This is a genomic window from Marinobacterium marisflavi (assembly GCF_982447095.1).
Genome location: NZ_OZ457898.1, coordinates 1,498,780 through 1,516,708 on the forward strand (window position 1 = coordinate 1,498,780; position 17,929 = coordinate 1,516,708).

Annotated in this window: 16 protein-coding genes and 3 tRNA genes; 13 read left to right on the forward strand and 6 right to left on the reverse strand. The window is 50.9% G+C overall.

Annotated features, from left to right (window positions below; all coding sequences use genetic code 11):
* The first annotated feature begins 191 nt into the window (after window positions 1-191).
* Window positions 192-2,330 carry an ATP-binding response regulator gene (locus tag AC1WNR_RS07405; RefSeq protein WP_481643875.1) on the forward strand — a complete coding sequence of 713 codons (2,139 nt, stop codon included), beginning with the start codon at window positions 192-194 and terminating at the stop codon, window positions 2,328-2,330.
* 88 nt (window positions 2,331-2,418) lie between these two features.
* Here the strand turns inward: AC1WNR_RS07405 and AC1WNR_RS07410 are convergent, their stop codons facing one another.
* Window positions 2,419-2,775 (reverse strand): phasin family protein, encoded by a 357-nt coding sequence (locus AC1WNR_RS07410; protein ID WP_481643876.1) that lies wholly within the window; start codon window positions 2,773-2,775, stop codon window positions 2,419-2,421.
* Between the two features lie 201 nt (window positions 2,776-2,976).
* Between AC1WNR_RS07410 and AC1WNR_RS07415 the strand changes: the two genes are divergently transcribed.
* Together AC1WNR_RS07415 and mtnN are read left to right on the forward strand one after the other, a co-directional pair.
* The gene (locus AC1WNR_RS07415; RefSeq protein WP_481643877.1) at window positions 2,977-3,723 is read left to right on the forward strand and encodes a pseudouridine synthase; all 747 of its coding nucleotides are present in this window, start codon (window positions 2,977-2,979) and stop codon (window positions 3,721-3,723) included.
* Between the two features lie 70 nt (window positions 3,724-3,793).
* Window positions 3,794-4,579, forward strand: coding sequence for a 5'-methylthioadenosine/S-adenosylhomocysteine nucleosidase (mtnN, locus tag AC1WNR_RS07420; protein WP_481643878.1), 786 nt, complete (start codon window positions 3,794-3,796; stop codon window positions 4,577-4,579).
* Between the two features lie 13 nt (window positions 4,580-4,592).
* Here mtnN and AC1WNR_RS07425 read toward each other — a convergent pair whose 3' ends face one another.
* A complete protein-coding gene (locus AC1WNR_RS07425; RefSeq protein ID WP_481643879.1) occupies window positions 4,593-5,078 on the reverse strand; it encodes a TlpA family protein disulfide reductase in 486 nt (161 codons plus the stop codon).
* 47 nt (window positions 5,079-5,125) lie between these two features.
* Here AC1WNR_RS07425 and AC1WNR_RS07430 point away from each other — a divergent pair, with 47 nt between their 5' ends.
* Together AC1WNR_RS07430 and AC1WNR_RS07435 are read left to right on the forward strand one after the other, a co-directional pair.
* Window positions 5,126-5,995 carry an NAD(P)-dependent oxidoreductase gene (locus AC1WNR_RS07430; RefSeq protein ID WP_481643880.1) on the forward strand — a complete coding sequence of 290 codons (870 nt, stop codon included), beginning with the start codon at window positions 5,126-5,128 and terminating at the stop codon, window positions 5,993-5,995.
* Between the two features lie 141 nt (window positions 5,996-6,136).
* Complete coding sequence (locus tag AC1WNR_RS07435) at window positions 6,137-6,277, forward strand: hypothetical protein (RefSeq protein ID WP_481643881.1); 141 nt, start codon at window positions 6,137-6,139, stop codon at window positions 6,275-6,277.
* 84 nt (window positions 6,278-6,361) lie between these two features.
* Here the strand turns inward: AC1WNR_RS07435 and AC1WNR_RS07440 are convergent, their stop codons facing one another.
* The gene (locus AC1WNR_RS07440) at window positions 6,362-7,282 is read right to left on the reverse strand and encodes a DMT family transporter (protein ID WP_481643882.1); all 921 of its coding nucleotides are present in this window, start codon (window positions 7,280-7,282) and stop codon (window positions 6,362-6,364) included.
* Window positions 7,272-8,018: a DUF1853 family protein gene (locus AC1WNR_RS07445; RefSeq protein ID WP_481643883.1), complete on the reverse strand. Its 747-nt coding sequence runs from the start codon at window positions 8,016-8,018 to the stop codon at window positions 7,272-7,274. The genes AC1WNR_RS07440 and AC1WNR_RS07445 overlap by 11 nt, the downstream gene beginning before the upstream one ends.
* Window positions 8,019-8,232: 214 nt before the next feature.
* On the opposite strand from AC1WNR_RS07445, the gene AC1WNR_RS07450 reads away from it, so the two are divergent.
* The 5 genes from AC1WNR_RS07450 to AC1WNR_RS07470 all read left to right on the forward strand — a co-directional run bounded on the left by AC1WNR_RS07450 (window position 8,233) and on the right by AC1WNR_RS07470 (window position 11,256).
* Window positions 8,233-8,544, forward strand: coding sequence for an excinuclease ABC subunit C (locus tag AC1WNR_RS07450; RefSeq protein ID WP_481643884.1), 312 nt, complete (start codon window positions 8,233-8,235; stop codon window positions 8,542-8,544).
* 11 nt (window positions 8,545-8,555) lie between these two features.
* Window positions 8,556-10,400 (forward strand): excinuclease ABC subunit UvrC, encoded by a 1,845-nt coding sequence (uvrC, locus tag AC1WNR_RS07455; RefSeq protein WP_481643885.1) that lies wholly within the window; start codon window positions 8,556-8,558, stop codon window positions 10,398-10,400.
* A 9-nt stretch (window positions 10,401-10,409) separates the two neighbouring features.
* Window positions 10,410-10,976, forward strand: coding sequence for a CDP-diacylglycerol--glycerol-3-phosphate 3-phosphatidyltransferase (gene pgsA / locus AC1WNR_RS07460; RefSeq protein WP_481643886.1), 567 nt, complete (start codon window positions 10,410-10,412; stop codon window positions 10,974-10,976).
* A 115-nt stretch (window positions 10,977-11,091) separates the two neighbouring features.
* A tRNA-Gly gene (locus tag AC1WNR_RS07465) sits at window positions 11,092-11,167 on the forward strand.
* Between the two features lie 14 nt (window positions 11,168-11,181).
* Window positions 11,182-11,256: transfer RNA gene (locus AC1WNR_RS07470), tRNA-Cys, on the forward strand.
* A 354-nt stretch (window positions 11,257-11,610) separates the two neighbouring features.
* Here AC1WNR_RS07470 and AC1WNR_RS07475 read toward each other — a convergent pair.
* A complete protein-coding gene (locus AC1WNR_RS07475; protein WP_481643887.1) occupies window positions 11,611-11,865 on the reverse strand; it encodes a DUF7688 family protein in 255 nt (84 codons plus the stop codon).
* A 154-nt stretch (window positions 11,866-12,019) separates the two neighbouring features.
* Window positions 12,020-12,457: a hypothetical protein gene (locus tag AC1WNR_RS07480; RefSeq protein ID WP_481643888.1), complete on the reverse strand. Its 438-nt coding sequence runs from the start codon at window positions 12,455-12,457 to the stop codon at window positions 12,020-12,022.
* A 424-nt stretch (window positions 12,458-12,881) separates the two neighbouring features.
* On the opposite strand from AC1WNR_RS07480, the gene AC1WNR_RS07485 reads away from it, so the two are divergent.
* The 3 genes from AC1WNR_RS07485 to AC1WNR_RS07495 all read left to right on the forward strand — a co-directional run bounded on the left by AC1WNR_RS07485 (window position 12,882) and on the right by AC1WNR_RS07495 (window position 17,912).
* Window positions 12,882-12,968: transfer RNA gene (locus tag AC1WNR_RS07485), tRNA-Leu, on the forward strand.
* Between the two features lie 76 nt (window positions 12,969-13,044).
* Window positions 13,045-13,179 (forward strand): hypothetical protein, encoded by a 135-nt coding sequence (locus AC1WNR_RS07490; protein ID WP_481643889.1) that lies wholly within the window; start codon window positions 13,045-13,047, stop codon window positions 13,177-13,179.
* 320 nt (window positions 13,180-13,499) lie between these two features.
* Complete coding sequence (locus tag AC1WNR_RS07495) at window positions 13,500-17,912, forward strand: PAS domain-containing protein (protein WP_481643890.1); 4,413 nt, start codon at window positions 13,500-13,502, stop codon at window positions 17,910-17,912.
* The last annotated feature ends 17 nt before the right edge of the window (window positions 17,913-17,929 follow it).

Consider the following 17,929-nt stretch of genomic DNA (forward strand, 5'->3'; position numbering starts at 1 on the left):
ATACACACCACCCAATTTTAAAGTTTGTCGGTCACTGTGATGTAAATTGGCTCGAAAATTGCTATATCAGTACTGTCCTGTCGAAGATCCCCGACAGGTTTGACGCACAAGTCGGGTGCCTACAAAAACGCAAAACCTGATCAATGAGAAAAGCACCGTTACGCGGTCACATAAAGAGTTGCAACAGATTGATGAAAGATTCAAATGGCGTCTCCAGGTCACGGAGTTGGAATAACAGCCTCTCGTTACTGAGCGGCCTAGAGGGTCGGGGCTGGATTCTTGTTATGCTGTTTATCGCGCAGCCTATCCTCCTGACAGTGGGGTATCAGTCGATCAGCCGGATTCAAGCGATAAGCGACACAACAGAGCTGCAGCTGGCGGCAATCCCCGAAGTTCGCGAAGTCACTGAGCGTCTCTTGCTACTGGGCGAGTATCGAGGTAGCTGCGCGACCGCTGCGCTTGTGGACGCGGGCGAACAGTCTTGGCTCGATACGCTCTGTGCAGAACGGTATAACGAGTTGACTCCTATCTACCCGAGTCTGCCTTCACTGCAAAACGGTGATAACGCAGAGTTTTTTCAACGAGTCACCGAGATAACCCAGCAAAATTTCGACACGTTGAACCGTCTCTATGTCGAATCGAAAGCTATTCTGGATCCTCAGGCGCCAACCTATCAGTTGGGTTTTGAGGTTTATCGCTTCTACCCACAGCTTATGGAGCACCTAGGTTTCGTCCGCGGCTCGCTTGCGGGGATAAAATTTGGGGGAGTGGATACAAAAGTACTCTTTGAGAAAGGAGGAGCAATAGCTCAAGTCGGTCAAAGGTTTGTTGACGAGATGCTATTGAATAACCTTAACCTGAGCGAATATGAAGCGCTAATTACAGCGGCTATTGAGTATGCGCACGGCGTTACAGATTTTGCATTAATGCCGACAGCGGTTCATACATCGGCAGAGAGCACACAGATTGTGATCGAATTATTTGATCAAGGCACAACAATGATCAGAGCTCTCGCGGCCGCTTCAGACAGAGAAGCGCTGGAGTTGGGTGAACTGTTGAGCGCGCGTCTAGATGCAGCGCTCGGGGAAATGCGCATGACGATAGCGCTCCTCGCACTACTGCAGCTTCTGCTGCTGATGTCTGCTAAGCGATCGCTGGAGGGCGTCAGGGCAATGAACCTGAGCGCACGTGCTGAACAGACTGCGCGGGAGAAGCTTGAGACAATGCTTGAGCAGCAAAAAGAGATGTTTGCCATTATCGGTCATGAACTGCGAACCCCGGTCGCCACTGTAAAAATGCTTACCTCCGATTCTGATACGCAAGATAGAGATAAACTGGAACAGATCAACGAGATTTCTGACAATTTACTGCACGTCCTAGAAGATCTGCGAGTCGTGATCGCCCCCGAGAGAGCGCTGGCCGCCAAGAGATCCGAAAGAGACAATCCAATTCGCGTGGTCACCCGTGCGCTATCGTCTCTTGAGGGACTTCTTCGGGATCACGGATGTAATCTCGAGTTGCAGCTGCCCGAGAACAGGACCGAACTGTTTAGCTTGCATACTCAAGCACTGCGTCAAAGCACCACCAACTTGGTGAGGAATGCTGCGCTGCACTCTAGCGGCACCCGAATTCTGGTTACCCTAACTCTGACACCTAGGTCGGTTGATAGAGCAACGTTGAATTTGAGGGTCGAAGACGATGGCCAGGGTATCCCTGATCATTTAAGGGATTCGGTGTTTGAGGCCTTCAAGCGTGGTGATACGCAAGCGGATGGGTCGGGTTTGGGGCTTTTTATCGTCAACAACATGGCGGACCTGATGGGCGGTACGCTGACTTACTCGCAAAGCTCGATGGGAGGCGCTGCATTCGAGCTATCTCTGCCGATATTCCGAGCCAAAGCGGAACAGCCGGATACTAATCACCAGCCCACAGAGAGGCTGAGCCTTGATGGGCTAAGGGTGTTGTTTGCCGAAGATGATGCGATGCTACGAATGTTGACGATTAAGCTACTCACTAAAGCAGGTGCTCAGGTAGATGGTTATGAGAATGGTCGCCTAGCTTTAGAGGCTTTTAGCCCTGAAAAGTATGATCTTGTCATCACGGATTTAATGATGCCGGAGTTAAATGGTCACGAGCTAACACGCGCCATTCGTACGCAGAGTAAAGAGGTGATTATCATCGCTGTTACAGCGGCGGTATTGGGTGCTGAAACGGAGCAGTTCAACCGTGAGGGAGCTAATCTGGTGCTACCTAAACCTATAACGACAGCGAACCTGATTGAGGCTCTTAACGAGTTAAAATCTACTCCCGATCTATCCCGCGAAGGTTAGAGCATGCAAAAGCTGTAATTGTGTATCGGTAATTCTACCCACAAAAAAGCCGGCTCAATGGCCGGCTCTTGCTGGTGTTAAAAGCGTATCAGCTTTTAGCAGCCATGAACTTCTGCAGTTCAGCGAAAGGCTGTGCAGTTGCAAGATCAGTCAAGCTCTTCTCAACCAGATTAGAAAGCTCTGCTTTAGCTTCAGCCAGAGCAGCGATCTCTTTCTCAGCAACTTCAGTCATTTTAGACTCAGCATCTTTCAGGTACTTAACCTGCAGGTCCAGAGCCGCTTTAGGGTCTTTAGTTTCAGACAGCGTCTTCATCTGAGATAGTGAAGCATTAACAACTTCAGTGACGTAGGCAGACTGCAGAGCGATCAGTTTCTCAGCCGTCTTCTTGTTGATTTCAGCCATATCCATTACTGGTTTCATGCTGTCTTTGAATTCGTTGATCATGGTAAATCTCCCGATTAGGTAATTTTGTGCAGTGCAACAATATGGTTACTTTATGATCACTGAGTGAAACTGTCAAACATTTTTTGTGCGGTGCACAAAGTTATTTCAACGTTCATTCAAGGCTCACCTCAGGGTATTGTCTGGCCAGTTAATTGAGTGACTGGTAGAGTGCGGCACAACTATGATGAGACAAGTGTTAGCGTGATAGATTTAGAGATCGTTTTTGAAGACGACTATTTGATTGGTGTGAATAAACCAGCAGGACTGCTGGTGCACCCGAGCTGGATCACCGCTGCTGATGAGCCGACTTTGATGGGGCTGTTAAAGGCCTACACAAGCGCCCCTAAGCTGCATACCATCCATCGTCTTGATCGAGCGACTTCGGGCATTATTCTGGTAGGTAAAACACTTGAGGCGACCCAGCACATTCAAGCTCAATTTTTGCAGCGCAGCATAAATAAAACCTATCTGGCTGCCGTGCGGGGGTGGACCCAAGATGCTGAGATAATCGATTATGCCTTAGTGCCCAAGCGAGATAAGTTCGCCGAGCCTATGGCGCAAGAAAATCCAGAAGCTAAAGAGGCGGTATCAGCCTATCGCACTCTCGGGAGAGTAGAGCTGGATATACCCATTGGGCGCTACCCCAAGGCGCGTTACTCCTTGGTTGAGGTTAAACCGAGCACCGGACGTAAACATCAAATCCGTCGTCATATGAAGCATATCCTTCACCCGATTGTGGGGGATACAAAATATGGCGAAGGGCGCCACAATCGATTGTTTAGAGAGCACTTCGAACTTCATCGTCTTTTGCTGATGGCGACTGAACTGGAATTTACACATCCTACGAGCGAGGCAAGGCTCAAACTTTCGGCGACTGTTGATCGCCAGGTTGATGAGCTTTTTAGCCGTTTCGGTTGGCAGGGGCTCTATCCGGTAGCGAAAACTTGACGCCAAGCATGCAAATTCGAATCAGGGTGGTACCATAGCGCGACAGTTATTTGCTCGCTAAGGAACCCCCATGAGCCGCCCAGAAGATTTGAATCCTGCAAACGCTGCCGATACAGGCCTATCCTCTTTGAAATCTCAACTCGCCGCTGATGCTCGCATCGCATTGATCGGCGCCATGGATCAGGAGATTGAGCTTCTGAAACAGTCCATTTCGGGCCTTCAGCAGCAGAGCATCGCTGGCTTTCTGTTTTTAACCGGCACCATCGGCCAGTTTGATGTGGTACTGCTAAAATCGGGCATCGGCAAAGTGAATGCGGCGGTTGGTACTGCGTTGCTACTGGACCACTTCAAGCCCACTTGCGTTATTAACACCGGCTCTGCCGGCGGCTTCGATCCTAGCCTCAGTGTGGGTGATGTTGTGATCTCGACAGAGGTACGTCACCACGATGTTGATCTTACGGTGTTTGGTTATGAGATTGGCCAGATGGCGCGCATGCCAGCAGCTTACGAAGCCGACCCATTGTTGGTGGATGTGGCAGAGGCCTCAGTCGAGAAGATGAGTGGTATGGCATGTAGCCGCGGCCTGATTGCGACCGGCGATACCTTTATGAGTGACCCCGAGCATGTGGCCCGCACACGCGCCAATTTCCCGCAGATGAAAGCGGCTGAGATGGAGGCTGCTGCCATCGCTCAAACCTGCTTCTGTTTCGGGACACCTTTCTTGGTGATTCGTGCGCTGTCCGATATCGCGGGGCAGGAGTCCAATGTCTCTTTTGATCAGTTCATCGAAACGGCATCAGAGAACTCGGCACAGATGGTATTGAACATCCTTGCCGAGCTCGAGCGTCGCATATAGCAGTTGTTATCAGTTAGTTGGCGAGGCCCTTAATCGCTTCGACCATCTCAGGTGAGTCCCACTCCCGCTCACCTAAGGCGTAATCGAGAATTTGATTTTCGGCTGATACCACGACTGTGATTGGCAGGCCGCTCAGCTTGAATGCAGGGAAGGCTTTGCCCGGCGGGTCCAGTAGCATGGTCATGTTGTTGGGCTCAAGGTTTTCAAGAATAAACGCTTCCACCTGATCCTGCTGCTCACCGACATTGATAGTGATCACATCGCCATCGATCGCTTCAAGCTTCTCATCGAGCTTCGCTAGAGATGGCATCTCTTTGACACAAGGCGGGCACCAGGTGGCCCAGAAGTTAATCACACGGAATTTACCATTTGTTTCGCTCAGGAGCATTGATTCACCATCCAGTGTCTGTAACTCTATATCCGGAAGTGGGTTTTCTGCCTGAGCACTGAGGCTCAGCGCTGCCAGAAAGGGAAGTAAGGGTCTGATTAGGCTCGTCATTCGTATGCTCACAGCGTTTCCAATAATTTCAACAAAGAGATAATAGCATGGCAAAGGTTGCATTCATCGGTCTTGGTACGATGGGTTACCCAATGGCGGGTCACCTTCAGAAAGCCGGTCATGAAGTTACAGTTTATAACCGTACAAGCGAAAAAGCCCAAAGCTGGGTAGACACCTACGGTGGTTCAAGCGCAGCCACCCCCGCGGCCGCGGCGGCAGGTGCTGAAATGGTGTTTGTCTGTGTCGGCAATGACCAAGACCTCTACTCAGTCACCACAGCCGAAGGTGGGGCAATTTCAGGCATGGCGGCGGGTGCTGTTCTTGTCGACCACACCACGGCATCAGCCGAGGCGGCGCGGACGCTTGCCGCAGCCTGCTCTGAAGCGGGGCTCAGCTTCCTCGATGCGCCAGTATCTGGCGGTCAAGCGGGTGCTGAGAATGGTGTCTTAAGCATTATGATTGGTGGTGACGAGAGTGTTTATCAGCGTGTATCGCCTGTTATTGATGCCTACGCTAAATCGCATAGCCTGTTGGGCGCGGTCGGCAGTGGTCAGCTTGCCAAGATGATGAACCAGATCTGTATCGCAGGGCTAGTGCAGGGGCTGTCTGAAGCGATCCACTTCGGTCAGAAATCCGGCATGGATGTGGCTGCCGTGATCGATGTAATCCAACACGGTGCCGCTGGCTCATGGCAGATGGTTAACCGTCACAAGACTATGATTGACGATCACTACGACCATGGCTTTGCGGTCGACTGGATGCGCAAAGACTTGGGCATCGTGCTGGACGAGGCACGCTCAAACGGCGCACAGCTACCCGTGACTGCATTGGTTGATCAGTTCTACGCTGATGTGCAGGCCATAGGCGGTAACCGTTGGGATACAAGCTCGCTGCTTAAGCGTTTGCAACGCGACTAACAACTCAGTTGATAGTCCAGTTAGAAACTGAGTCAACAACTGCACTAATAACCGAAAACCACGGACGGAGCTGTTGCATAGAACTGGGGCTGTAAATAGAATGCGCGCCATCTTTTATCTGACCATCATGGAGTTATGAAAATGGCCAACATCGACAAGTACAGTCTTATCTCTTTCGCACCAAGCATCGCAATCATTGCAGCAATGCTGGTTATGACAGTTGTAGGCGTGCGTTTCCTGAAGAAATCTATGGCTGCAGACGCTGCTAAAGCGTCTCGTTAAGCTAGCCGCGCCACGCTGGGCGCACCAGCTCAAAGCAGAAGAAGAGGGCACTTAGCCCTCTTTTTTTGTGCTCAAAATGGCGGTTTAACTTGATTCGGTACGTTGTCGCGCAAGCAGAAAAAATCCGAACAGCAACAGAATGATTGCCAGCAGGTATAGGCTGCGCCATTCGGTGAGTCCTAGGATGAGCTCTGCCAGTAGATAGAGCATCGGTGCTTGGTAAGAGTAGGCCGAGAGCATGCTTGGAGCGAGTTTGAGGGCGCAAACCTGCAGAATCCAGAAGCTCAGGAGTGAGGTAAAAAGTGTCAGATAGGCGAGAGCCCAGAAATCCTGCCAGCTAAAGTTGGTGATAAAGGCCTCGAGATCTCCAGTCAGCAAATCAGGTACGGCTAGTAGTAATCCACCCGCAATTAGACTTAAACAGGTGGTGGCATAGGGGTCTGCCGCTATCCACCGCCGATCGGTGGTGTAGCGTGACAGCGTGTTATAGCCGGCCGCAAGCATACATCCACCTAAATAGAGCGTCTCACCGTAACCCCACTCGATTGAGCTGATAGACCCCAGATCGGCTCGGCTAAGAATGATCAGCGCGGCACTGGCGACTAAGGCTAGCAATCCAGCGCGCGGCCAACTAAATCGCTCCATCCCCAACAACATAGAGAGAAGGTAAGCGAAGAACGGAAGAGTGATGTAGATGGCAGCCAAATTGAGCGGTGCGCTGTACCTTAAAGCGACGAACATAATAATAAAATTTCCACCCAGCAGAAGTCCTAGCACCGCATAGCTCGACCATGCAGCTGCGGACTGGCGCAGGGGTATAGGGCGAATCAGCCACAAAAACAGGCCAGCTAGAATGAACCGGATTGCGACCAGTAGTGTGGCAGATAACTCCGGCGTAAAAGCGGCGGCGACGGGAAACGAGGAGGCGACCAATGCCGCCCACAGCAGCATCATTAGGTGTGGCAGCAGCTGTGGCATAAACACTCCCGGCTCCTTAGTTGCCATCTAGCCCCCAGAGGTCGTGTACCACATAGCCGCGGCTTAGCACCTGGCGAGAGTAGCCCTCGCCGATAACAACCCAGATCTGTACGGCAGAGTGGCGCTTTGCCAGCTCTCGCTCGAGTAAACTTCTATCCAGTGCGCGCCCTTTAATGCGTCCGGGAGGGTAGAGCCAGAAAGGTTTCTCTACAATTATAAAACGAGCGTTGGCAGGATGTGTTTTGAGCCAGACGTTCAGCTCGGCTTGGTGAACCCACCAACCCCGTGCGTGATGAGGACTTATTGGATCAGGATAGGTGTTACGTAGGTCATTGGGATGTTGAAACACCCAGCCTTTAATCAGGCAAGCTCTATTCAATTGCTCGATGCCACGAGCGTGAAGCAGGCCTTGTGCTGCGGGCTGACTGAATATTTTGGTTTGATGGGTCAGCATATGTTGCCATTTCAGATCGAACCGGTCCTTGCGATTGGGACCATAATATCCTTGCAGCCCCTCTGTATCGATCTCACGTAGATAGAATTTCAGAGCAAGTTCGAGGTGCCACCAAACACCGCCGTAACGCAGCAAAAGGTCAGCTTCACCAACGGTAAGCTTGCCATCCCTTATAGGTATATTTGAAGCTATATCAGTTACTTGTGCATTTATACTTAAGCCAATTCTGACTAGCTGCTCGAACTGCAGCCCAAGACGACGAGCACTGATGTCGGCTGTTGGTTCCTCTGTACCAGGGTAAGACAGCAAACCCTCTGGCACCTCAAGGGGCTCGCATCGGGTGAGATTCGACGATGTGGCGAGCCAGCGCAACTGCTCGGCGAGGCGGCGGTTAGTAATACCAATCTCCTATCGGATTAACGTTTAATTAGACGGGACTCTCTCTTGGGTTAATCCCGTTAAAACTCTACACTAGCAGATTCTGAATAAAGCGACCCCACAGATCCCTTACAGGAGAGCATTGATGCCCCCATTGACCAAGCGTCAAGTCCAGGAAGCCGAAGCCCAAGCGCGTCGCCAGCGAACGTCTCGCGATCCACGCATGTCCGATACTGACATTAACAATATCTTGATGAACGGCGCGCAGATCGCTTTGACTAAAATGAACCGCGCCGAGGGGTACGACGACCGTCTTTACCACTACGCTCAGATCAGCGCCTTTCTTGAGGTCTCACTATCACGGGGCGCAGGCATTACCGATGATACTCGCGATGATCTAAATCAGATTCATCAACAGGCGACCCACCTGTATATGCAAGCTAGTCGCGCTGAGTAAGGGACTGTAGCGTGTCCGAACTAGGCGACAACGGGTTTGACCCTAAAGCGTTTCTGGAAAACCTGACGCAACGTCCCGGCTGCTATCAGATGTACGATGCGGCGGGCGAACTGCTGTATGTTGGCAAGGCGCGCAACCTCAAGAACCGTGTTAGCTCCTACTTTCGCAATACCGGCTTGAGCATCAAAACTCAGGCGCTGGTCTCCAAAATTGCCAACGTAGAGGTCACCGTGACCGGCAGTGAGACCGAGGCACTGCTACTTGAACAGAACCTGATCAAGAGCTACCGCCCGCCATACAATATTTTGCTACGGGACGACAAATCCTACCCTTACATTCTAATCACTGATGGCGAGGATCATCCGGCTGTTCGCTTTCAGCGTGGTAAATCCAAGCGCAAGGGCAAATTGTTTGGACCCTTTCCGAGTGGCTTAGCCGTGCGCGACAGCCTCAATCTGTTGCAGAAACTGTTTAAAGTGCGTCAGTGCGATGACACGCAGTTCCGCAATCGTTCGCGCCCCTGTTTGCAGTACCAGATAGAGCGCTGCTCCGGCCCCTGTGTAGGTTTAGTTTCACCCGAAGATTATGCGCACGACGTGCGTCACACCAAGATGTTTTTGGAAGGCAAGAACCCCGCAGTTCTCTTAGAGTTGAGCCAGCAGATGGATGAGGCAGCAGCGGCGTTAGAGTTTGAGCGCGCCGCTGAGCTTCGCGATCAACTGCAGAAACTGCGGCACGTGCAGGAGCAGCAGTTTGTTTCAGGCCAAAAAGGCGACGCCGATGTCTTTGGTTGTGCGATTAAACCGGGCGGCGTATGTGTGCACGCGCTGTTTGTACGGCAAGGTCGGGTAATCGGCTCCCGGGTCTACCATCCGCGGGTATCCATAGAGGAGGGTGCCAGTGAGCTGCTAGCCGCCTTCGTTGCACAGTTCTATCTAGGTGGTGGGCGAGAGATACCGGCCAGCATCATCACCTCCGAGCCGGTTGAAGGCGAAGAGGCCCTTGCACAAGCGCTTTCAGAGCTTCGCGGCGCGAAGGTGCAGCTCACCTCTTCCGTTAGAGGTGAGCGTGCTGCTTGGCAGCGGTTGGCTGTTACTAACGCGGAGCAGAACCTCACAGCTCAGTTGGCTAACAAACAGAATATGTATAACCGCTTTCTAGCACTACAAGAGGCGCTGAAGCTTGAAGAGGTGCCAGCGCGCCTTGAGTGTTTTGATATTAGTCACTCGAGCGGTGAAGCAACGGTCGCGTCCTGTGTTGTTTTCGATCGTAATGGACCGCTCAAACGGGACTATCGCAAGTTCAACATTGACGGCATAACTGGCGGCGATGATTATGCCGCCATGCATCAAGCGCTCGAGCGACGCTACGGTCGACTACAGAAGGAGGAGGCGCTGCTTCCGGATATTCTGGTGATTGATGGTGGTAAAGGGCAGGTGACTCAGGCAATGGATGTTTTGGGCACCCTGGGTCTAAAAGAGGTTCGAGTTATCGGTATCGCTAAGGGGCCGACCCGCAAGGCCGGTTTTGAGGTTCTGATAGAGGGCGAGACCGGTAAGGAAAATATCCTGCAGTCAGACTCTTTAGCGCTGCATCTACTGCAGCACATCCGTGATGAGGCGCACCGTTTCGCTATCACCGGGCATCGGGCGCGACGTGCAAAAGCTCGCAAGCAGTCGCTGCTAGAGGGGATAGAGGGAGTCGGACCGAAACGCCGTCGGGCACTACTGAACCACTTCGGCAGTGCCAAAGCCGTAGAGTCCTCCAGTGTTGAAGAGATTGCAAAAGTTGCTACGATAAGCAAAAGTCTCGCTGAGACGATCTATTTTGCCTTACATCCCGAGCCTAGGGATTAATGGAAACGCATGAAAATCCCAAATATCCTGACGCTGCTACGCATCATCCTGATCCCTGTTTTCGTACTGGTGTACTACTTACCGATTCAGGATGCTCGCATTTACGCTGCGCTCCTATTTGCGCTGGCAGCAGTGACCGATTGGCTGGATGGCTATCTGGCACGCAAGCTCGACCAGTCCAGCCCCTTCGGAGCCTTCCTCGATCCAGTAGCTGACAAATTGATGGTCGCTGCAGCACTGGTTGTGTTGGTGGATACCTACTCTCGAGAGTTACAGACCTGGCCAGTGTTAACGGCGATTCCTGCGATTGTCATCATCGGTCGAGAAATTGTTATCTCGGCGTTACGAGAGTGGATGGCCGAGATCGGCAAACGCACTCAGGTGGCTGTATCGATGGTCGGTAAGGTGAAGACAGCTCTGCAGATGCTGGCAATCCTTGTACTACTGGCGCTAGAGCCCGGTTCGAACGGTGCCTGGGCAGGCATTACAGCGCTCTATGCAGCAACGTTACTGACGCTCTGGTCGATGTTTGTCTATCTACGAGCCGCTTGGCCACATCTGAGCGAAGATATCTAGCCAAAGCTATCTAAGCATCTGAATTCTAAGTGGTTAATTTTTATACAGAAATATTTAGAAATAGAGCATTGACTCTAAGCGGTCAGCCTCTATAATACGCACCTCTTGACGAGATGCGGGATTAGCTCAGTTGGTAGAGCGATACCTTGCCAAGGTATAGGTCGTCGGTTCGAGCCCGATATCCCGCTCCATCTTTTTCAAGTAAGGCGAGTTGGCAGAGCGGTGATGCAACAGATTGCAAATCTGTATTAGGCCGGTTCGACTCCGGTGCTCGCCTCCATTTTCTTTCTAGTTTTTCCAGCCGATTAAGCTTGATACCCCGTAGCGATTCCGAGCGAGTCGCACCGCGGTTCTCTTGACTCGCGACGTCAATGAATTCTCGATATTTGTAATTATGAGGATTTTGACTAGACTGAATTTACAGACAGAGTTTTTTCATCACTCCGTGTTGTTGTGTGTTATTAGGCCAGCCGAGCGCTGGCCTTTTTGTATTCGAAAAATAATAAAGTAAAGCTTGGAGAGTTAAGGTAGGGATACGATGGGTCTTCGCGCAACGCTATTTAACCAGGAGATAGCACGCAGGTTCGGGGCCTAAATCGACCAACACATTTTTACCATTAAAAAGGGCGAGCGCTTAATGACTGAGCGCTCCTCCGATCTCTGACTTCGCAAGTACCACGCCAGAATCCGCCTCCATCAAAACAATCGGTATGCCGCTGGTTAACCGCAGATGGAGCAGGTTAGCAACCTGCTGCAGATACTCTTCGAACTCTAGCTGCCAGCTTTCATGGTGTTCGAAACCTACGCCAGTCAAATTATTGTAAAGCAACTCTAAGGCGACGCGATCACCCTGAATCTTGTGTTTTCCGTTGAACTTAAGCTGCAGCATCAGCTGGGTCTCTGTCTCGTTGTTGTCAGTGGTCGTGGACGAACTTTCTAATTGAGTTCGTTCCAACAATTGGCGTTATGCAAATTCAACGCCAAACAATTAGTGCTTGCTAATTTAAACTAAAGTACAAGGTTTTAGGCTGAGATGAAAGGGGTCAGCAGGAGATATCTTCCATGTAGGCATCGAGTAACGTTTGCGCACTGGGGTGACCAGATGCCGCAGCGCGTTTGAGCCAGTAGGGGCCAAGCATAGCGTCGCCCGGGTTTGGGCTTAACCCTTGCATGAGGGTGATCCCGAGCTCAACCTGCGCTTGCGGATCTCCGCCTGCGGCGGCACTCTCCAAGCTATTGAAGAAACAGTCTGGTACGGTGAACTGCAAACCCGATTGCTGATCACGCTCGAGCTCGGCAAGCCCGTAGTCACAATACGCAGTGGAGGCTTGCGCCTCTGAGGGTGAACAGGCTCTCGATGCCTGGATGGTTAATAGAGCTGCAATAACCAACGAACGACGCACAGCGCGCAATTCTGGCCTGTGTTTCAAAAGGGAGAGGCCGAGCTCGAGCCGAACCAACTGCGAGTCCTCTGTGATCAAAACACTGTGCTCTGTGTGCGATCCAGCGATCCAACAACAGCCGGCGTTGAGAACCTTTAAGCGCGAATGCCCGCTGAAAGAGCTCCACATTTTCAACTGGCCACGCACCAATAAACAGAGTTGAAACCCGGTGTGAGAGTGAGCCGGTATGATTGTTCCGGCGGGAAAGCGTAGGCGGGAAAGTCTAAACATTACGACTGCTCAATCTTAGCTTGCTGCCTCAGATTAGCGTTTTTCGAAAAGCCTCGTTGCGTAAAAGTCCTAACTTTGATTCAAGTCTTAGATTTCTTCTCTATAGCAGCTAACAAGTCGAGATATATAGAGAGTGCTGTGCTGTCCATATCTTTGGCTAAGCCTATGTTTTGCGTTGACATTTTCGCAAGCTAACAACACAATAGCCGCTCTTTCGCAGCCGCAACACTTAGCCTCGGTGGTGAAATTGGTAGACACAGGAGACTTAAAATCTCCCGCTGGTAACAGTGTACCGGTTCGAGTCCGGTCCGAGGCACCAACTTAACTCATATTATCCACTTGGTTTTCATGAAATTTCTTCTACGCTTTAGATTAGTGCAAGAGGGAATATGGTCATGAGTATCCGACAGAAAACGATGCTAATTGCGGTTTTTGCGGTAGCGTCCACGACTGCTGCGTCAATGCTGCTTCAGCCTGCCGTTGACTCGGTATTGACCTCGGGTAAGATGCAGGTATTAACGGATAAATAGGGCCGACTCTAAATGGATGATAGCAAGCCTACCGTCCTCTGTATCGATGATGACAGTTTCACTTTGGCACATCTGAAAGATAGCCTTAGCGATTACTATAATCTCATATTTGCTATCGATCCCGATGTCGGTTTTGAACTGGCGACAAAAAAGCGCCCGATCTTATTCTTTTAGATCTCAATATGCCTAACATGAATGGCTTTGAGGGCCGCGCTTAAGACGAGCTGCGATCCCGCCCAACTTAATGAGCTAAAACGGCAAGATTTTCTCTAGCAGCCACAGTAGACAGCAACTTAAACAAACAGGAGTCTGCTTCGCAAATGATAACAGCAGCTTCCCAATTAAAAGTTGTTCCCAGGATAGCGTTTCTATCCCTCTGCGTCTTCGCACTGCTCTCGGCAGCTACTTATTTTAACTTCCAGTCTAAAAGCAGTGAGTCACTTGAGCGCATCATCGCCGAGCAGCACTCTTTACTGATAAAAGATAACGAGTTGATAGCCACAGAGCTGCGGGAAACGATATCTGCCCTACAGATACTTCTCCAACGTGCCGAGGAGTTGGGGGCGCCTCCGGCTGAAGCGCTGCGCTCTGCAATTTTTGCAAACCATGCAGCCTTTCAGGCGCGTTGGCTATCACTAGACGGACAGGAGTTAATGCGATTTGATCGCAATGGTGACGAGATAACTGAGGTTTCCAGGCAAAAACTTCAAGATAAATCAGACCGCGACTACTTCCGCTCAATGCGCGATCTTGAGGTTGGGCAGATCTACATATCGGAGTTCAACCTCAATGTGGAGCAGGGAACGATTGAAGTCCCATTTCGCCCAACAGTTCGCATCGGTATGCGCGCTACGCGGGGCTATATTCTAGCTAACCTCAACCTCGCCCATCTTTTTGCGCTGATCCGAACCCCCCAGTATTCACTGCATGAAACCTGGTTGATTAATCGTCAAGGTGACTGGTTAATCGCGCCAGAGCAATCCATGGAGTGGGGTTTTCAGTTGGGTGAGCCTGTCAGAATTTGGGATACTCTGTCGTTTCCCAATCTAGGACAACTTATTTCGGGTGAGAGTTGGTCCTCCATCGCGCCTGGTTCCGGCGATATACTCTTGGCGAGCTCACTCAACTTAGGTCCTAAAAGCAGCTCGCAAGCTCGACTAGAAGATGATCACCCGATAATCCTGCGCCTGATACCTCGCAGTTTTGTCGATGAGTATATAGGTCAGCGCCATCTCATCCAGCCAGCTTTAGCTTACCTGCTGGCGCTGCTGCTCTCTTTTCTGATTTACGTACTATTGATTCAGTGGCGCAGACGGGTTGTCTCTGATGCATCCACCCTCGTCAAGAGCGAAGAGCTCGATCGGCTCTTCGGTATCGCAAACTTACTGCCACAGATGACTTGGACCACAACTTCCGAGGGCTATTGCGATTTTGTTAACTCTCGCTGGGAGTCATATACAGGAGTGCCAGAGATTGAGCTTGTGGGTACGGGGTGGTTTCAGTTTGTCCACCCGGAAGATCGCGAGCGTGTTCAGGGCGCATGGGAAGGGTGTCTGCTAACCGGTGAGGATTTCTCGCATCATTTCAGAATTCGAGATGAGGCTGGTAACTACCGTATGTTTGACACCCGCGCACATGCATTGAAGGACAGCAACGGGCAAGTCATTAAGTGGTTTGGTTCGAATACCGATGTGCAGAGCGCGATTGATCTAGCTGAAAGAGTCGAGGACGAGAAGCGAATTCTTGAATCCAATCTGGCCGAGCTACTCAAAGAGAAGCGTGAGCTTCTTCGGCGGTTTGAGTTTGCTGCCGGTTCGGCAAATTTGGGGGTATGGGAGCTAGACCTATCTCACCATCACCTCGTCTGGGATGACAGAATGTTCTCCATCTTTGGTCAACATCGCTCTCCAAAACCTAACATCTATCGTCTTTGGAAAGAGAGCATTCACCCTGACGATCTTTCGGAGATCGAAGCTAAATTAGCCTACGCCGCTCAGGAGCTGCAGAATATACACCTCGAGTACAGGGTGATGCGGCCAGATGGGAAAACCATATGGGTGAGAGATGACGCTTCAGTACAACACAGTGCCAACAGATCACGTGTGAAATTAATCGGTTGCTCGCAGGATATAACCGCCTACAAAAACCTTACGCTCTCCTTAGAGGAGGCCCTAGCTCACCTTGAGCAGGCGAGGAAGGTTGCCGGGATCGGTATTTTTCGGATTGTTCTTGCGCAGAAGCGGTCTGAGTGGTCGAGTGAGGTATTTTCTCTGCTCGGCCTACCTAAACAATCGAATTTCTCTCTCCAGCGCCTGCTGCAATATATAGTCCCGGAACAGCGGGACCGCATAGAGTTGGATTATCAAGCCGCGATCGCTCGGCATGAGCCTTACGACGCCTACATTCAAATTCGAACACCGCCAGGTGATACCCGTTTCTTGCACCTTTTTCTGGACGCTATCGTTGATGAGACGCGTGATGATCTCGTAATTTACGGCGTTTTGTTGGATGTTTCAGAGCAGAAAGAGGTTGAGATTGATTTAGAGGAGGCGCGCTCGCAAGCGGAGAGCTCAAATCTGGCGAAGTCAGCTTTCCTTGCTAATATCAGTCACGAAATACGTACGCCGATGAATGGCATTCTCGGCATGCTAGCGCTATTGCAGAAACGAACCCGAGAGAAAGAGAGCGCTAATCTTGTCGATAAGGCGCTCCACGCTGCAGAGCGACTAATGGGGATACTCAATGATGTTCTTGATATCTCTCGGGCCGACGCCGGCAAACTGACCCTGAATAAAGCTGAAATCGAGATAGACAGCTTACTGCAGGAGTCGGTGGATATCTTCTCTACCAACGCCGAGCTCAAGGGGGTTGCATTCGAGGTGGAGGTTGCACCCAGTTTGCCATTCAGCTTGAAGGTAGATGGTTTGAGGCTGGGGCAGATTATCTCCAATTTAGTTGGGAATGCGCTTAAGTTTACCGATAAAGGCGGGCGGGTTTTGGCGCGTTTTGAGCTTGATCAATTATCCCAGACACCGCAGTTGAAGGTCAGCATTATCGACACAGGTATTGGCATGACCGAAGAGCAGGCGGCTAGAGCATTTGATGAGTTCAACCAGGCTGACGATAGTATCTCTAAACGCTATGGAGGAACTGGGCTCGGCCTTTCAATCTGTAAACGCTTAACAGAGCTAATGCATGGACAGATAAAGCTTTCCAGTAGACCGGGTAACGGAACGACGGCAACCTTGCACGTGCCTTTTGAGTTTGTAGCGCCTGCATCATCAAGTCAGCAAAATCTCCACTCATGCCAGGTCGACCTCGTCACTCTCAATCAAACTCTAGAGCGGAGTTTGAGACCCGCGCTTGTTGCTAGCGGCGTCAGTTTGCGTGTCTTCTCAAGCGTCGATGAGCTGGTTGAGAGTGCGAAAGACCCAGCTGCGATATGGCGGCATCTATTAATAGATTCGATGTATATTGAGGGGCCTACAGGAGAGACCTTCGCAGCAAGGTACGATGAGTTGAGGCCCCAACTGCAGGAGTACACAAGCCAAACTCTATTTCTACCACCGTTGGTCAGCACATCCCTGCGTATTCAGCTGGGTTCGGGGACAACTCGCCTGATCTACGGCAACATAACCGCTACAGGTATCGAGCGCCTACTGCGAAACTCAATGTCAAATCGCCCACCCGATCCAGCGGTACGGAGTGTGGCAGGTACCGAGAAGAAGCTAAGCAACCTTAAAATCATCAGTGTCGATGATGTTGAATTGAACAACGACGTCATCAAAGGGCTGTTAGCGCAATACAACGCGGAAGTTGAGCTGTTTACTGACGCTCGAAAAGCGATAGCTCGGATAAAACAGGGTGGAGTTGACCTGGTATTGATGGACGTTCACATGCCGGATATGGATGGGTTGGAGGCGACTCGCCAAATTAGAGAGTTGGCAGAGAGCTTGCAGCCGTTGATCTTCGGTTTATCAGCATCAGTTTTGCCTGAAGATAGGGCCAAAGGCCTAGCAGCGGGCATGGATGAGTATCTCAATAAGCCATTCAAAATCAAAGAGTTAATAACGATATTGAATGTTGATATCGATGATTCAGTTAGGTGCGTGCCTGATACCAAGCCGGCAAAAGTATCGACCTATGACTGGCCGGAGTTTATAGACAGAGAGATGGCACTCAAACAGACAAGCGGTGACGAGGCAGCACTTCTGAATCTGGCTCGTGCTTTTGTAACCGGTTTTGCTGCTTACCCATCTGAATACGCCGAAGCTGTGGATACAAGAGACTCCAGCCGGCTCGAGCTTTTAACCCATCGCGTTAAAGGCGCTGCGGGTTATATCGGTGACACTAAAGTGCATGAGTTAGCTAAAACGCTGGAGCTCGAGGTAAAAAATGGCAAGCTTCCGACAGGAAATGAGCTTGGAGACCTGGTTGGGGAGCACATCAAATATCTGCAGCCGCTGTTAGCTGAAATGCGGACTGAGTCCGTGAAAGCAATTTCGAGTTCAGAGCTCGAACAGGTAACCAGCGAGCTACTGGCTGCCTATTCTGATAACTGCTTCACCCCGCAAAACGAGTGGAAACCCTATGTTGCTGGACTCAGGGCTGAAGGTTTCGATAGCATGGCACAGGAGTTAGAGCAGGCACTAGAAGTTAATGATTTCAATAGCGCAGCATCAATACTCACCGAAATTCGCGCATCTATAGAGAAAAGAGCGCAAAAGCGGTAACGGCCACTGGCTCACTT

Coding starts and splice junctions, on each gene's coding strand:
- AC1WNR_RS07410 (WP_481643876.1), bottom strand. CDS start 2,775: ATGATCAACGAATTCAAAGACAGCATGAAACCAGTAATGGATATGGCT.
- AC1WNR_RS07475 (WP_481643887.1), bottom strand. CDS start 11,865: ATGCTGCAGCTTAAGTTCAACGGAAAACACAAGATTCAGGGTGATCGC.
- AC1WNR_RS07495 (WP_481643890.1), top strand. CDS start 13,500: ATGATAACAGCAGCTTCCCAATTAAAAGTTGTTCCCAGGATAGCGTTT.
- AC1WNR_RS07405 (WP_481643875.1), top strand. CDS start 192: ATGAAAGATTCAAATGGCGTCTCCAGGTCACGGAGTTGGAATAACAGC.
- AC1WNR_RS07440 (WP_481643882.1), bottom strand. CDS start 7,282: ATGGCAACTAAGGAGCCGGGAGTGTTTATGCCACAGCTGCTGCCACAC.
- AC1WNR_RS07435 (WP_481643881.1), top strand. CDS start 6,137: ATGGCCAACATCGACAAGTACAGTCTTATCTCTTTCGCACCAAGCATC.
- AC1WNR_RS07450 (WP_481643884.1), top strand. CDS start 8,233: ATGCCCCCATTGACCAAGCGTCAAGTCCAGGAAGCCGAAGCCCAAGCG.
- AC1WNR_RS07490 (WP_481643889.1), top strand. CDS start 13,045: ATGAGTATCCGACAGAAAACGATGCTAATTGCGGTTTTTGCGGTAGCG.
- pgsA (WP_481643886.1), top strand. CDS start 10,410: ATGAAAATCCCAAATATCCTGACGCTGCTACGCATCATCCTGATCCCT.
- AC1WNR_RS07430 (WP_481643880.1), top strand. CDS start 5,126: ATGGCAAAGGTTGCATTCATCGGTCTTGGTACGATGGGTTACCCAATG.
- AC1WNR_RS07425 (WP_481643879.1), bottom strand. CDS start 5,078: ATGACGAGCCTAATCAGACCCTTACTTCCCTTTCTGGCAGCGCTGAGC.
- mtnN (WP_481643878.1), top strand. CDS start 3,794: ATGAGCCGCCCAGAAGATTTGAATCCTGCAAACGCTGCCGATACAGGC.